This is a genomic window from Chryseobacterium taichungense (assembly GCF_900109935.1).
Taxonomy (GTDB): domain Bacteria; phylum Bacteroidota; class Bacteroidia; order Flavobacteriales; family Weeksellaceae; genus Chryseobacterium; species Chryseobacterium taichungense.
Genome location: NZ_FOBV01000009.1, coordinates 92,261 through 108,249 on the forward strand (window position 1 = coordinate 92,261; position 15,989 = coordinate 108,249).

The following is a 15,989-nucleotide window of genomic DNA, read 5'->3' on the forward strand; positions in this document are numbered from 1 at the left end:
ATGTATTTAATTGTGCTTTACCCTGTTGATTCTCACAAAAGAAAATAAATTATGACAATAAAAAAAATAATCCCGCATCTAAGTTTTTGGCAAATCTGGAATATGAATGTTGGCTTTTTCGGAATACAATACAGTTTTGGATTGCAGCAGACCGCGGTGAACCCGATATATACTTTTCTCGGGGCACACGCCGAGCAGCTTCCCATTTTGAATCTTGCCGGTCCTATTACAGGATTGCTGATTCAGCCATTAATTGGTGCCATCAGTGATAAAACCTGGAGTCCGAAATGGGGACGCCGAAAACCATTTTTTCTTTTGGGAGCTATATTTTGCAGTATCGCTTTGTTTTTGTTTCCTTTCAGTTCCGCTATTTGGATGGCAGTCGGATTGCTTTGGATTCTGGATGCCGCCAATAATACGGCGATGGAGCCTTACCGTGCTTTCATTGCAGACAAACTCCCGCAGAAACAGCAGACTTTTGGGTTTCAGATGCAGAGCTTGTTTGTAGGAGCCGGGATTACACTTGCTAACCTTTCCTTGTTTATTTTTCAGAAATATCTGGGCGGCAATGCTTCCGGCGGTGGCATTCCTGTTTGGGTCTATTATTCTTTCTTCCTGGGGTCTTTCTGTTCTATTGCATCAGTTGTGTGGTCGGTTTACAAAACACCTGAGATTCCTCCATCTGACGAAGAGCTGGAAGAACTCAGAAAATCAAAGGAAGAAAGCCACTTTTTTACACCATTTATCGAAATCTTTTCTGCGATACGCGATATGCCGAAATTACTCTGGCAGCTGGCTTTGGTATATATGTTCCAGTGGTATGCACTTTTCTGTTACTGGCAGTTCATAACGCCAATGCTTAAGTGGTCACTTTACGGAATTTCTGAAAATGATGAGCAAAAGGCAGACAAAATCATTGCGCTGGCGAAGAGCGGAGTTTCCGTGGCAGAAAAAGATATGTCCTGGGCAAAAAACGTGTTACACATGGTAGAAGTAGCAGTAGGGCAAACCGGACTGATGAACGGCTCCTATAATATCATAACGATGATATCGGCCCTGCTGCTGGTACCTTTTGCCAAAAAATTTACTTCCAAGAACACCTATATTTTCTGTCTTTGCATCACGGGATTGGGGATAATGACATTACCATTCATTAAGAATGAATACCTTATCCTGCTTCCGATGGTTGCTTTGGGTATAGGCTGGGCATCCATGATGGGATTGCCTTATTCAATGGTTTCTCCATCGATTCCACCGAAGAAGAGAGGAGTTTATATGGGCGTTATCAATATGATGATTGTAATACCAATGCTGATACAGACTATTTCTTTCGGATTCATTTATAAAAACTTTTTAGGTGAAAATCCATCTTATGTCATTGTTTTGACCGGAGTTTTGTTCCTGTGTGCCGGTGTGTGCGTACTGCGTATGAAACCTGATAATAAGCCCGATTCTTACGAGGTGCTTGTTGACTAAAAAGTTAAAAAGCCATTGATACTATAAATTGGGAATTAAAAAAGGCGTCAACTGTATACAGTTGACGCCTTTGGCTGTTTGTGACCTCGACAGGATTCAAACCTGTAACCTTCTGAGCCGTAATCAGATGCGCTATTCAGTTGCGCCACGAGGCCGTTAATAAATGGTTTGCAAATATAGCACTTTTTTCTTTTCTTTGAAACATGAAATCAAGAATTTTAGTATTAATCGCGTTTTTAACGCTAACGGCTTGTAAAAGAGAACAAAAAAAATCACCTTCAGAATCCGTTTCGATCTCAAATCTTGTGCAGTACAAGGAAGAAAATGAAAATATTCACATTCAGTCGGGAAATTTCACTTATGATTTTAAGCAAAATCAACTTCCTTTTAAAAGAATTATACTGCTGAATGCAAGCATGGCAGGCTATGTTACCGAATTAAATGTAGAAAATCTGATCATCGGCGTTTCAAGTCCTGAATATATTTATTCCGATAAGATTCAAAATTTGTTGAAATCAGGGAAAATTCAGAATGTAGGAAATGAACAGAAATATGATATTGAGAAAATTCTTTCATTAAAACCAGATGCTATTTTTACCAATTATATTTCGAGCTTTGATAATACTTATAAATTGTTAAAAGATAATGGAATACAGGTTGTTTTTCTTGATGAATACATGGAGCAGGAGCCACTGCAGAAAACGGCCTATATCAAACTTTTCGGAAAACTTTTGGGAAAAGATCAACAGGCGGCAGCTAAATATGGAGAAGTAGAAGAAAACTATAAAAAGTTAAAACAGCTGGCTTCAAAAGCAAAAGAACGTCCGACAGTTTTGGCCAATGAAATGTACGGTGATGTATGGTATCTTCCAGGCGGAAAAACGGCTGTGGCCAACTTTATTGCAGATGCAAATGCGAATTATATCTTAAAAAATAATACAGACGAAAAAGCTATTACCATGAGCTTTGAGGAAGTTTTTGCCAAATCGGGTGAGGTTCAGTACTGGATCAATGCGGGAAATCATATTTCGAAAAAAGAAATGCTGGGAATGAATCCTGTTTACAGCAAATTAAGTGTTTTCAATAAAGGAAAAATTTATGTTATTACGGGAAAAGAAAAAGTTAAAGCAAACGATTTCTTTGAAAGCGGTGTGGTAAGATCAGATCTTGTTCTAAAAGATTATATAAAAATTTTCCATCCTGAGCTCTTACCGGATTATCAGCTTACTTACATGAAAGAATTGCAATAACTCGAGTATTTCCTTATTTTTGGGTTTTCTTTTTAAATTATGTGGAAAACAATTAAACGCATCATATTTATTATTCTGATTCTGAACGTGGTATTTATCGTTTGGGGCAGATTTTTCAATCCTCCCATCACAATTACTCAGATCGGAGGTTTTTTTGAATATGGAAAACTGCACAGGGATTATATCTCCTATGATGAAATGGGCAATAATGTCAAAAAAGCAGTCATTGCTTCCGAAGATCAGAAGTTCTTCATGCATAATGGCTTTGATTATAAGGCTATTGAAAAAGCGATGAAAAATAATGAAAAGGGTAGGAAGCTGAGGGGAGGAAGTACTATTTCCCAGCAGACCGCAAAGAATATTTTCCTTTGGCAGGGACGAAGCTGGATAAGGAAAGGCCTTGAAGCGGTTTACACTTTTATCATTGAAAAAGTATGGAGCAAAGATATTATTCTTGAAAGATACCTTAATTCTATTGAAATGGGGCAGGGCGTTTTCGGAGTTGAAGCTGCGGCTCAATATTATTTTGGAAAGCCTTCAAAAGATCTTACCGTGTCGGAAGCAGCATGGATTGCAGCCGTTTTGCCCAATCCTAAAAAATACGATCCTAAGAACCCTTCGGCTTATTTAAGAAAGAAACACAATTGGATCATGAGACAGATGAGGAATGTAAGTTTGAAATAGTATCTTTGTACTAATGAAACTCTTTAATTCCAGCACAAGCTTTGAGTCTGTTCTTAAAAAGTATTTTTCTTTTAAGAATCAGACGCATTCTCTGGAACCCTTTTCGGAATTTCTGGAGAGTGTTAAAAGTGCGGATTTTACTGATGTACTCAATTTTTTAAGAAACAATTCCCAGGTTGCAGAAAACTTCAGAAAATACATCCACAATATTTTCAGGGATAAAACTTTTAATCTGTCTTTAACAGAAGCAAATATACTCTCGGAAAACGCCTTTGTACCGGAACTTAAAAAAAGAGTTCTTAATAAGATTTTACCTCCGGTTGTCAATGAGCAAACGATCTGGTATATGATCGATAACGTGAGTTTTACGCCCAAAAAAGATCTTAAATTCCTTCAGAATCTTCCTGAGAATGAAATTGATGAGCTTTTTATTATTCTCGGCATATCCGATTTTATTGTAAGACCGGAAGTAAAAAAGGAACTTCTTTTCTCCATGAACATCCTTTCGTGGCGTGTTACCGGTTCGGCGATGGAAGTTGAGGTTGTGAGGATGGCACCGCAATACCGTAATTTTGATAATCCATTTCTGGCGTTACAGAATGAACTTGAAGAGCTTGCCGAAGAATTTGAAAAAAATCCCGGGCTTCAGCTGCATTCAAAAGACAGCAGATATAAGCAGATTAAAATTTATATTGAGCAATGTCTCGAATTTGTTAACATTTCATTTAAAAATTCTTCAAAATACGGAATTTCCGGAAAAATTAACCAATCCTTATTAAAGATCCGCCAACAGGTTCAGAGAATTTATGAAACTGTTCAGCTTTTGGTAATTGACGAGGAAAGAGATATTTTAATTAATTCCAAGCAACTGGTATTTAATATCTTAAGCTATAAATCTCACAGGAATAATATTTCAGAGCTGATCAACGATAGTACAAGGCTGATTTCACATCTTATTACCAACCATACTGCGGAAACCGGCGCACATTACATCACTTCGACCCGGAAAGAATATATGACGATGTTCTACAAAGCGAGCGGTGGAGGAATAATCGTAGGTGCATTATGTGTTTTGAAAATGCTCTATGGCTATGTGCCGGGAAGTGATTTTTCACACGCATTTCTGTATTCCATGAATTATGCGATGGGTTTCGTGATGATTTATTTAATGGGATTCACGCTGGCAACAAAACAACCGGCAATGACGGCCGCGACGATGACGAAAGTTCTCTCGGAAGAAGGAAATATAAAAAGTGACAGTAAGGAATTCGCACATTTGGTTTCGAAACTATTTAGAAGTCAATTTATTGCGTTTGTCGGGAACGTTCTTTTATCTTTTCCTATTGCTTTAATTATCATTTACGGGCTGGATGTCTTCTTCTCACAAAATCTTGCCGTTGAAAGATCAGATAAATTACTGAAAGATCTTGATCCGTTTAAGTCTAAAGCTATTTTACACGCTTGTATTGCAGGGTTTTATCTGTTTATCTCTGGAATTATTTCAGGGAACATCGGAAACAATTCCGTGTTTTATCAAATACCAGAAAGAATATCGAAAAACCTATCCATCAGAAGGTTATTCGGGAAGAATTTCGCAAAAGCTTTGTCTAAATATTATGCTAAAAACTGGCCCGGAATCGTATCTAATTTCTGGTTTGGTGTTTTTCTTGGAGCAACCGCTCCGGTAGGATTGTTTTTAGGGCTCGATCTCGATATCAGGCACATCACTTTTGCTGCAGGAAATTTTGCTTTGGGACTGTATGGAAAAGATTTTACAGTAGATTCGTATACATTCTGGATTTCCCTAATTACCGTTTTCCTGATCGGGTTTTTCAACTTTGCGGTAAGTTTTAGTCTTTCGATGTTTTTGGCATTCCGGTCCAGAAAATTGAATTTTGGACAGGTAAGCGAAATTTATAAAGGAATTTTTAAATATTTTTTAAAGAATCCGCTGAGGTTTTTTATTCCTTTACGATCCGGGCTCGACAAAAAAACTGATGATCTAATGAACAGCACGATTCCTACAAAATCTGAAGATCATTAAATTTATCAGACCCGAATTTATCTTTGAATTTTTTAAGGTAAAAACTTTTACGCATCTGGAAATCATGCTTTAAGAGCGGAGAATTAATTTTTATGATAACGGTCTGATCCTCAATATTCACACTTTTGATTTCACGAAACAGGCTCTCATCAAGATATTCTTCAAGAAAATCTTTTATTTCAAAGGCAATGAGTTTATGCTCAAAGCCATAAATTCTTGCAAAAGATTTCACAAGTTCTGATGACTGATATTCGCGCTTTTTATTTTTTTTCATGATGGATACAGCTTAATCTGAGATTTTTTGATTGAAACAGAAGTAATTTAAAGTTCAAAAATAATACTTTCTTCATTGATTTTTTTAACAACACTTTCCGTGCGTTCCCTGTGGGTATCCGTAATGAAAATCTGTCCGAAATTTTCCTGATTGACCAGTTCGATCAGCTGAGAAACCCGGTTGTCATCAAGCTTATCGAAAATATCATCGAGGAGGAGAATCGGCGTTTTCTTGGTCAATTCTTTTACCAGACTCATCTGTGCCAGTTTTAGAGAAATCAGGAAAGATTTTTGCTGACCTTGTGAACCTATTTTTTTGATCAGAACAGAATCCATCTCAAAAAGAAGATCATCTTTGTGAATACCTTTAGAAGTGTAAGTAAGCATTCGGTCCCGTTCAATGCTCTCTTTCAACAGATTTTCAAAAGAATTTTCCAGCAGATGGGATTCGTAAATAACTGAAACATTTTCCATGCCTCCCGAAATAATCTTGTAAAAACTCTGAACGATAGGATTGAGTTTTTCTACAAAATCTCTTCTTTTAATGAATATTTTTGTTCCTAATCTTGTTATCGGATCGTCATAAATCTCCAGAGAATCTCTGTCCCAGACTCTGTTTTTGGCAAAATATTTTAACAAAGCATTTCTTTGCTGAACCGCTTTCTGGTACTGAATCAGATCAAAAAGATATTCCGAATCAGTCTGTGAAATCATGGCATCCAGAAACTTTCTTCTGCTTTCTCCGGAGTCTGAAATTAAATTAGAATCATAGGGAGAAATCATCACACTGGGCAGATAGCCGATGTGATCTGCAAGTCTGTCGTAGCTTTTATCGTTCTTTTTAATAATTTTTTTTGCTTCTTTCGGCTGTGAAATTTTAATGATATCATCACTGTCTTCATTGATGATCTCTGCATCGATCGTGAAAAAATCTTCATCATGCCTGATGTTGTTGAGATCAGTATTTCCCAAAAAACTTTTACCGACCGAAAGATAATGCAGGGCATCAAGAATATTGGTTTTTCCCACACCGTTGTTTCCCACAAAACAGTTAATCTGCGGGGAAAATTCAAATTTTTTCTCGGAATGGTTCTTGAAATTATACAGCGAAAGTTTCTTGATAATCATTTGTCAAAAATACTTCATTATTACTGAAAATAAAAAAGGAAGTGCAGAACAGGTTTCAACTCCGAAAGAGAAATAGCAGTCATCCCGTTCATTTTCAGAAAAATAAATGAGAATATAAGAGATGATTCCTGACAGAAAGAAAGAAATAGCGTAATTCAAGCTAAGATATTCTACAGCAAGAATAGTACTGATGAAAATCAGTGCATAAGCAATATATTTCGTGTTCTGTACGCCGATAATTGTTGGAAATGTCTTTACAGTGTCAACTTTCATATCACGGATATCAAAAGGCAGAACCAATGCGGTTATAAAGAAAAAACTAATCAGAAATATAGGCACATTAAATTCAGGCAACGTGAGCCAGCAGTTCATCAGCGCCCAGACAAGTCCGACATAAAAAACCTTCAGCAACGGAATTTTCCGGATATATATATCTAGAAAAAAGCTATTGTAAAGCAGTCCCAGGATAACAATAATTGACCATTTCAACAAGCGTATTTCATTATGGTTATGAATAATTAAAAAAGCACAAACTAAACCTGCTATAATGTTGAAAATTAGTATTTTAAAAAGATGCTTGGTTTTCTGGTACTTGGTGTAAAGATATCCGCTGAAATAAGTGATGAAAATCAGGAAAAATGTGGGATAACGGAATGTATTTTGCTCCTCCATGAAGAATACTGCAAAAAGAGTTCCCATTATAGAGACGTACAATTGACTATCAATAATGGTTTTTTTCAGTATTTTTAATAAATTCATTAGATCAAAAATAACATTTATGAAAAGATTATCCAAGACTTTTATATTTTTCCTTCTGTTGCTGTCCTCAACAGTGATATATGCTCAGAAATATTACGATGAGCAATGGAAAAAAATTGAAGAAAACAGTACAAAAGGAACTGTTAAATCTAATCTTCCTACCATTCTGGATATCCAAAATCAAGCCATGAAAGATAATAATACACTGCAGCTCATCCGTTCCTTAAAAGCAGAATTCGCGATTGTAAACCAAACACGGGATGATGAACAGAACAATGCTGCCTCAAAGTTTTTCAGTAAACTAACGGATATTGAAAAGAAATTGAAAGGTGACGAAAAAATCATTTATAAAGTCTTAATGAATGGTTTTATCATGGATTATTACAGCCGTAACAGCTGGAAGATCAATGGTAGAACAAATATAAATTCTCAGGATATTACACAGATCGAAACCTGGAGCAAACTTGATTTTAAAAATTACATCAGCAAAAGCTTTAAAGAACTTGATCAGCAAAAAGCTGAAATGAGGAAAATCGCCCTGGCTCCTTACCAGTCACTGTTTACCAATACAAAGTCCATTTCTTTTTTTCCAACACTGGCAGATTACTATGCACTTAAAAAAGTTGATTTCTTATCTGATAACGGACTTTTTACTAAAAATGAATCGTCAGGTAACCGTAAGCAGATTGATGATATTTTTAATGAGTTAATTGCGCAGAATAGTGGAAATCCCAAACTATACTTTATGCATCAGAAACTGCAGGAGAATTGTAATTACAATCAGTGTAAAGACAAACTTCAGCAGCTCAACAGCCTTTTAAATTCTGATACCAAAGGTGACTATAAAGTAGTCATCATGGATGATATCATGAATGAACTATTGGCGAAAAAGCAGGAGAATGAAGCGCTTGAAATTGCTGCAAAAGCCAAATCTCAGTATCCTCAATCGCCGTTTATTGAAAATATTAAAAATAAAGAAGAGCAGATCAGACAAGCTTCTTTAAACATAAAATATGAGCAGCAGACACAGAGCAATAAACCCATTCATTTTGTTGCAGAATACAAAAATATTAACAGTTTTTCTCTGAATATTTATAAGGTAAATGATGATTTTACGTCTTTTTTCCAGTATTCAAGAAATCCCTATCCTGAAATGTTTGGAAAGGTAAAAAAAGAACTGATCAGAAAAGAAACGTATCAGGTTCCGGATCTTAAAGATTATCAGTTGCATAAAACATCTTTTGAAATAAAACCGCTTCCGTCAGGAATATATGTGGCTGAATATCTGGTCGGTAACGGAACCAACGATAAGAACCAAAATTTCTATTTCTTAGTATCTGATCATAAAATTATTTACAAAAATAAAGCTGAAGGAAATTTCTCTGATAATGAATTAAAATTAGTCAACAGTGAAAACGGTGAGCCGGTATCCAGTGAAGGCCTTGCGTTTTATGAATTTTCCGGAAATTCTGATATAATTAAAAATACGGGTAAAACTGATAATAAAGGCGTTTTCAAATTTCCGTCTTCATCTGATAAAAAGTATTTTAGGATGTTTCTGATTCAGCAGCCCAAAACAAATGATTTCCAAATCATGCAAGTCTATGGAAATAATTATGATAATGAATTTGATATTGATGACAAAGTACATACAAAAACTCAGATTTTTACGGACCGAGCCATTTACAGACCGGGACAGACTGTTTATTTTAAAGTAATCAACACGAAAATTAATAAAGATAAAGAATCTGTAGATGCAGGGTTAAAGCAAAAAATCACTTTAGGTGATGCTAACGGTAAAGAAGTCTCTTCCCAAAACTTTACGACTAATGAGTTTGGTTCTTATCACGGAAGTTTTGTACTTCCTAAAGGCAAGTTGAATGGGGAATTCTATTTGAGTACAGATGGTGAAACGCCCGTTTTCAAAGGATTCAGCGTGGAAGAATATAAAAGACCGAAGTTTGAAGTCAATTTTGAACCTGTAAAAGAAGAATATAAATACGGTCAGACCATCGAGCTGAAAGGTAAGGCGACAACTTTTTCGGGGATTGCATTAAGCAATACGAAAGTGAATTATGAAATAAAAAAACGTAATATTCGCTGGAGATATTTCTGGTGGTATCCACAAGGAAATGATAATGAAAACTCTATTCTGGGAGAAACTCAGACTAATGAAAAAGGTGAATTTGTCATCCGTCTGGAACTTAAAAAAGATGAACAACTGGAGGGGATTCAGATTGATAATTATGAAATCAATGCTTCCGTTACGGATATCAATGGTGAGACGCAATCTGCAGATACACAGTTGAAAGTTGCTTCAGTTTCACATTATATCAAAGCAGATGAAATAAAGGATGTTTTTTCTGACGAAAATGTGAAATTCAAGGTTGAAACCAAGAATTATAACGAACAGAATTTAAAAAAATCTTATCACGTAAAACTCTCTAAACTTCAGACTCCGGACAGGATTTTCAGAAGTAATTTTAAAGATGCTGTACAGAATCTTCCGGTATTTTCAAAAGAAGAATTTATCAGAAAATTCCCTCATGATCTTTTTGATAAAAATGATGAACTGAAAAACTGGAAAACTTCTTCTGTCATTCTAAATGATGCTCAGCGTACAGAAGAATCATTGGATTTAGGGAAATTAGATGCCGGCGATTACCAGCTTGAACTGTACAATATCGAAGGAAAGGATACGATTAAAACTTCTCAGTATTTCAGTGTTTGGGATAAAAATAGTCTGAAGGCAAATCAGAAGACATTCCTTACCGCTTTACAGCCAAAAACAGAATTTTCAAGAGGAGAAAAAGCCAAAGTTTATGTGTATTCTGCAATTCCGGATGCTTCGGTAAATATTTTTGTGCAGAATGGCTCAGGAAAAACCGTTTATGATGTTCAAAAAACGAAAAACGGCAAACTGGAATATGTTGTTGATATTCCTAAAGATAAAGGAGTATCTGCCATGAATATTCAATTCCAGGTTGTGGCCTATAATGATGTTCAGACGGCAACGGTAAATTTAAAGATCAAAGATTCCGAACAGCCGTTGAAAATTGAGACAGTGACATTTAGAGATAAACTTGAACCTAATGTGAAAGAAAAATGGGCGGTAAAAGTTTCAGGAAATGATAAAGAAAAGATCAATGCAGAAGTGCTGGCCAATATGTATGATATGTCGCTGGATCAGTTTGCGGTCAATAGTTTTACCTGGGAGAAATTATATACACCTTATTCGTTAGTGACCACTTATGATTTGAGAGATAATCTTTTAACAAAATATTATCAGCAGAGAATAAAATTCCTTACTGGAAATTATGTAGAAGTTCCTCAATTTAACTGGTTCGATAGGAATGGTTTGATCATGCTGCAGAGCAGAGCCGCCGGAGTTACTATTCGAGGTGTTGCGAGTCGCGCTCCTATGGCAGCAGACAGTGCAGTTAGTAAAAATATAGAAGAAGTTGTCATGACGGGTTACGGAATTAAAAAAGAAGTTGCGGCTACAGCTTCAGAAGTGGTTGCTGCTGATAAAGTATTAGATAAGGATGACTTAACAGAAAAAGTTTCCGTGCGTCAAAACCTCAACGAAACCGCATTCTTTTATCCGGATTTAAAAACCGATTCTGAAGGAAACGTAAGCTTTGAATTTACTTCTCCTGAAGCCTTAACAAAATGGAAATTGATGTTCCTTGCTCACACCAAAGATGCCAGAGCAGCAATACTGGAAAAAGAAGTGATCACACAGAAAGAATTTTCTGTAACACCAAATTATCCTAGATTTTTGAGAGAAGGCGATGAACTTAATTTACAATCAAAACTTTCAAATTTAACAAATAAAAAACTTAATGGTTCAGCAACCGTACAAATATTAGATGCATTTACCAATGAAGATATTTCGGCAAAATTTGGACTAAATGCCAATGTGCAGAATTTTGAAATTAACGAAAATGGAAATTCAGCATTAACCTGGAAATTAAAGGTTCCTGAAAATATTTCTTCCATTATCATCAAAGTAGTGGCAAAAGCAGGGGCATATTCAGATGGAGAGCAGCAGGCAATTGCTGTTCTCCCAAACAGAATGTTGGTAACCGATGCGGTTCCGGTTTTTGTGAAAGAAGGAGAAACCAAAACATTTGAGCTTGAAAATCTTAAAAATACCAATTCAAAAACCATTTCGAATGTTTCCAATACACTGGAGCTTACGACTAATCCGATCTGGGAAATTATGTTTGCGCTTCCAAGTCTTAAAAATGACCCGAACAATTCTGCGGATGTTATTTTCAATAAATGGTTTGCCGATGTTTTGGCATCCGAGATTTTTAAAGCCAATCCGAAAATGAAAACGGTGTTTGAAGAATATCAGAATAAAGGCTTACTTAATTCAAACCTTGAAAAAAATCAGGAGCTGAAACAACTGTTGCTTGACGAAACACCATGGGTTTTGGAAAGTAACAATGAACAGGAACAAATGCAGAAATTGGCATTGCTGTTTGATGCCAACACGATGAAAAACTCCATCAGCCAGGATTGGGATGAACTCAAAAAACTTCAAAACCCTGACGGCGGTTTTTCATGGTATCAGGGATATCCGAGTTCGTATCCAACTTCATTGTATATCCTGAAAAACTTGGGGAAAATTAATCTGTGGTTAAAAGATAATGTAAAAGATTATCAAAATGCTGAACAGAAAGAATTAGTGAAAAACCTGATTGCCTATGTGGATAAAGAAATCAACACCTATTATGATGTAAAAACGCAAGATGTCTGGACCAACTGGGCACTCGATTATCTGGATGCCAGAAATTACTGGGAAAAAGAATATTCTTTAAAAGGTAATGGGTCAACTTTAAAATCTCTGGTAAAACAAAAAGCAAAAACGGCAAAGCTTACCGATTTCACATTCTTCGGTCTGCATCGTGCCGCTTTATTAATGAATGATTTCGGGCTGAAAGATGTTTCAGACAAGCTGATGAATTATTTAAAAGAAACGTCTGTAGAAACGAAAACCCAGGGAGTTTACTGGAAGCAGAATCTGGATGGTTGGGGCTGGTTCAGTTCTAAGGTGGTAAACCAGGCCGGAGCGTTAGAAGCATTTAATAAACTGCAGCCCAATGATCAGAAATTCATTGAAGAAATGAAAATCTGGCTGATTACCCAAAAAGAAGTTAATTCGTGGGGCAGTTCAAGAGGAACGGCAGAAGTTATTTTTACCATCCTGAATTCGGGGAATTCATGGACGTCTGCGGAAAGCGATAAAGCAAAAATTGTCTGGGGAGGTAAAGAATTAAAACCGGAAACCCAAGCTACAGGATATATAAAATCTACGGTTAAATCAGATGTTTTGAATAAAAATCTTGCTGAGGTTAGTGTTTCAAAACCTGGTCCTGGAATTGTGCAGGGCGGATTGTTCTGGCAATATTATGAAGACTTGGATAAAATAAAATCCTCTGAAAATTATATTTCCGTAACGAAAGAGCTTTACAGAAAAATAAAAACAGTGAACGGTGAGGAATTACAGGAAATTTCTCCGGAAACTCCGTTAAAAGTAGGAGATAAAGTAACGGTAAGAATGATTCTGAATACAGATCGCCCGATGGAATTTATTCACATTAAAGATATGAGAGCGGCAGGATTTGAGCCTTTAGACGTATTATCCGGTTACCAGTGGAAGAACAACCTGGGATATTACCAGTCCACCAAAGATGCATCCACAAATTTTTACATTCAGTATCTGCCGAAAGGAAAGTATGTATTTGAATATGATTATCTGGCCAATGCTTCAGGGAAATTCTCAAACGGAATTACAACCATCCAGAATTATTATGCACCGCAAATGAATGCGCATACGAAAGGATCTGAAGTGCAGATTTCGGAATAATTTTAAATTAAATTTTAATATAAAGCTCCGCAAGTCAATCGATATGCGGAGTTTTAATTTTACTTATTGTTTAAATTACCTCTTAAATGTACAGTTTAACTTTGCCATCCGGAAACAATTTTAATGAACCAGCCATCCGGAATTTTTTTAATAAGGTAAGTATGACCCATCCAAACATTGTCCATAACAAATATGTATGTGTCTTCAGCATCATCACATGGAAACAGTTTGCTATAATGGGACGTATACAAATTCATAAAAGTATTCTTTTTATACTTTGCAAATTCTTGAGAAGTTAGAAAAATTATTTTTTTATCAATGGGAGTAATTGTTTTTAGACTTTGATTATCTGTTATGATGAAAGAAAAATCAAACGGATCTGAAGACTGCATTTCTTTTTCATGAAAAAAAATATCTGGATTTTTAAAGTCTTTTTCAAATGTTTTTAAATTCACAATGAATTCAGTTTGTCTTGGGTCTGAATTCTCAACAACAGGATAATTTCCATATAAAATTGCCAGTAACAATCTGTTAAAATCATTGTCTGTACTTTTATATTTTGGATTAGGATCTTCATAATCGGAAATCCCATCGTAATCTGTATCAGAGCTTAATGGGTTCGTAAAAAGTTCCAATGTTTCATCGAGATCATTAAAGCCGTCATTATCAGAATCCTTTAAAATTTCTTTTAAATTTAGAGTAAGCAAGGCATTGTTTTTCAAAGTTTCAAATTGTTCCTGTGGCCCCGGAAAATTCATAGGTTGAATCATCCTTACAATATCGGCTTCAATCTGAATATGCTCACTGTCTTTCCATAATGGAACTTGTGAATTACTCTTCAATATATAATTAAATTTCCTTACTAATCCTGTATAATAATTTTTCCATGTCTTTCCGTCGTCTGTTGATAGGGCTAAATAATATTTGCTTTTATAATAGTTATCAGTAGAATAAAGAATAGCAATAGAATGATGGAGTTTTCCGGATTTGACTATAAGTGGTTTGGGAACAATTCCAAATGTTTTTGCAAATTCAGCTTTTTTAATGGAATCAGTAACTTGATAATGTAATAGATCATCGTCATGATCAATGTTTTTAAGCTTTAAAAAATTTTTAATTTTCAAATCCACCGAGTCTACCATTTCTCCAGAATTCGCATGACTTTTTAAATATTTTACAGAAATAAAATGGAATGGTGGTTTTAAAGCATCTTTCTTAGAAATTGTGGTTACATTGTAATTAGTGAATTTTTTAATACTGTCTTCACTTTTTGTTAATGCATTACATTTACAGATATTACTCTCTTGCGCTATAGAAATTTTATAGATGAATAAAACAATAATAATAAGAATTTTTTTCAAAGTTTCAGTTTTTGCATCCTAAACGTAAATGCATTGGATTTATTTTATTGCAACTGCAACATAGAATATCAATTTACTCAAAATCTCAACTAATTTTTATCTTACGCATTTTATTCTGAACATTTCATTATTTATTTTAAATTATCGTCTAATTATTTAGTTTCTAATTAATTAGATTAGATTTTAAGATTTAGTTAAAACGATCAGAAAAAACCAATATATTTGCTTTTTAACATTCGCTAACTATGGAAAACATTTTTGATGTAAAAGTTGTTCAGAATTACATTGACAGGATCAATAGTCTTACTCCTGAAACACAGCCGTTATGGGGAAAAATGACCGTTGACCAAATGCTGGCGCACTGCTGCGTATCATATGAAATGGTATATGAGCCGGAAAAACATAAAAAGCCGGGAAGCATTGCCAAATTTATCCTGAAAACATTTTTGAAACCAAAAGTTACCGGAGAAAAATCATATCCGAGAAATAGTCCTACCGCACCGCAGTTTATTATTGCCGGTAGAAAAAATTTTGCTGAAGAAAAGAAAAGACTTATCGGTTTTATTCAGAAAACCCAGCAATTAGGCGCATCTGCTTTTGATGGAAAAGAATCTTTCTCTTTCGGTAAACTCAAAGCTCAGGAATGGAATAATATGTTTGCTAAACACCTGAATCATCATCTTGCACAATTTGGTGTGTAAATCTCTCGCATAACAATATTTTAAATAATAATTAAAAGATAAAATACAAATGAAACTAGGAGCTTTTTCAGTCAGCTTAAGTGTAAAAGACCTTCAGAAATCCAAAGAGTTTTATGAGAAACTGGGATTTAGTCATATGGCGGGAGAAATGGATCATCATTATCTTATCATGAAAAACGGAGATCATATCATTGGACTTTTTCAGGCTATGTTTGAGGGTAATATGCTTACTTTCAATCCCGGTTGGGACCAGAATGCCCAGAATCTCGACAGCTTTGATGATGTTCGTGATATTCAGAAACACCTAAAAGAACAGGGCATTGAACTTCAGAAAGAAGCCGACGAAAATACGTCCGGACCGGAGCATATTTATCTTAAAGATCCTGATGGAAATATGATTCTGATCGACCAGCACAGATAAATTAAAACTAAGAT

Annotated in this window: 11 protein-coding genes and 1 tRNA gene; 7 read left to right on the top strand and 5 right to left on the bottom strand. The window is 35.3% G+C overall.

Annotated features, from left to right (window positions below; all coding sequences use genetic code 11):
* Window positions 1-51: 51 nt before the first annotated feature.
* On the top strand, window positions 52-1,476 hold the full coding sequence (locus tag BMW64_RS17210) for an MFS transporter (protein WP_090001391.1): 1,425 nt from the start codon (window positions 52-54) through the stop codon (window positions 1,474-1,476).
* Window positions 1,477-1,557: 81 nt separating this feature from the next.
* Here the strand turns inward: BMW64_RS17210 and BMW64_RS17215 are convergent.
* Window positions 1,558-1,631: transfer RNA gene (locus tag BMW64_RS17215), tRNA-Arg, on the bottom strand.
* A 48-nt stretch (window positions 1,632-1,679) separates the two neighbouring features.
* Between BMW64_RS17215 and BMW64_RS17220 the strand changes: the two genes are divergently transcribed.
* From BMW64_RS17220 to BMW64_RS17230, 3 genes are read left to right on the top strand one after another with little or no spacing between them, the layout of a single operon-like run.
* Entirely contained in the window at window positions 1,680-2,726 is a 1,047-nt protein-coding gene (locus BMW64_RS17220) for an ABC transporter substrate-binding protein (protein WP_090001392.1), read from the top strand.
* A gap of 39 nt (window positions 2,727-2,765) precedes the next feature.
* Entirely contained in the window at window positions 2,766-3,410 is a 645-nt protein-coding gene (gene mtgA / locus BMW64_RS17225) for a monofunctional biosynthetic peptidoglycan transglycosylase (protein ID WP_090001394.1), read from the top strand.
* 13 nt (window positions 3,411-3,423) lie between these two features.
* Window positions 3,424-5,454 carry a recombinase gene (locus tag BMW64_RS17230; RefSeq protein ID WP_090001396.1) on the top strand — a complete coding sequence of 677 codons (2,031 nt, stop codon included), beginning with the start codon at window positions 3,424-3,426 and terminating at the stop codon, window positions 5,452-5,454.
* Here the strand turns inward: BMW64_RS17230 and BMW64_RS17235 are convergent.
* From BMW64_RS17235 to BMW64_RS17245, 3 genes are read right to left on the bottom strand one after another with little or no spacing between them, the layout of a single operon-like run.
* The gene (locus BMW64_RS17235; RefSeq protein WP_090001398.1) at window positions 5,432-5,728 is read right to left on the bottom strand and encodes a hypothetical protein; all 297 of its coding nucleotides are present in this window, start codon (window positions 5,726-5,728) and stop codon (window positions 5,432-5,434) included. The genes BMW64_RS17230 and BMW64_RS17235 overlap by 23 nt on opposite strands.
* A 47-nt stretch (window positions 5,729-5,775) precedes the next feature.
* Entirely contained in the window at window positions 5,776-6,855 is a 1,080-nt protein-coding gene (recF, locus tag BMW64_RS17240) for a DNA replication/repair protein RecF (protein WP_090001400.1), read from the bottom strand.
* 3 nt (window positions 6,856-6,858) lie between these two features.
* Window positions 6,859-7,614 (bottom strand): UbiA prenyltransferase family protein, encoded by a 756-nt coding sequence (locus BMW64_RS17245; RefSeq protein WP_090001402.1) that lies wholly within the window; start codon window positions 7,612-7,614, stop codon window positions 6,859-6,861.
* Between the two features lie 19 nt (window positions 7,615-7,633).
* Between BMW64_RS17245 and BMW64_RS17250 the strand changes: the two genes are divergently transcribed.
* Complete coding sequence (locus BMW64_RS17250) at window positions 7,634-13,492, top strand: alpha-2-macroglobulin family protein (RefSeq protein WP_090001404.1); 5,859 nt, start codon at window positions 7,634-7,636, stop codon at window positions 13,490-13,492.
* 95 nt (window positions 13,493-13,587) lie between these two features.
* On the opposite strand, the gene BMW64_RS17255 is transcribed toward BMW64_RS17250, so the two are convergent.
* Window positions 13,588-14,853, bottom strand: coding sequence for a hypothetical protein (locus BMW64_RS17255; protein ID WP_090001406.1), 1,266 nt, complete (start codon window positions 14,851-14,853; stop codon window positions 13,588-13,590).
* Window positions 14,854-15,098: 245 nt separating this feature from the next.
* On the opposite strand from BMW64_RS17255, the gene BMW64_RS17260 reads away from it, so the two are divergent.
* On the top strand, window positions 15,099-15,554 hold the full coding sequence (locus tag BMW64_RS17260) for a DUF1569 domain-containing protein (RefSeq protein WP_090001408.1): 456 nt from the start codon (window positions 15,099-15,101) through the stop codon (window positions 15,552-15,554).
* Between the two features lie 49 nt (window positions 15,555-15,603).
* Window positions 15,604-15,975 (top strand): VOC family protein, encoded by a 372-nt coding sequence (locus BMW64_RS17265; RefSeq protein ID WP_090001410.1) that lies wholly within the window; start codon window positions 15,604-15,606, stop codon window positions 15,973-15,975.
* Window positions 15,976-15,989 lie beyond the last annotated feature (14 nt).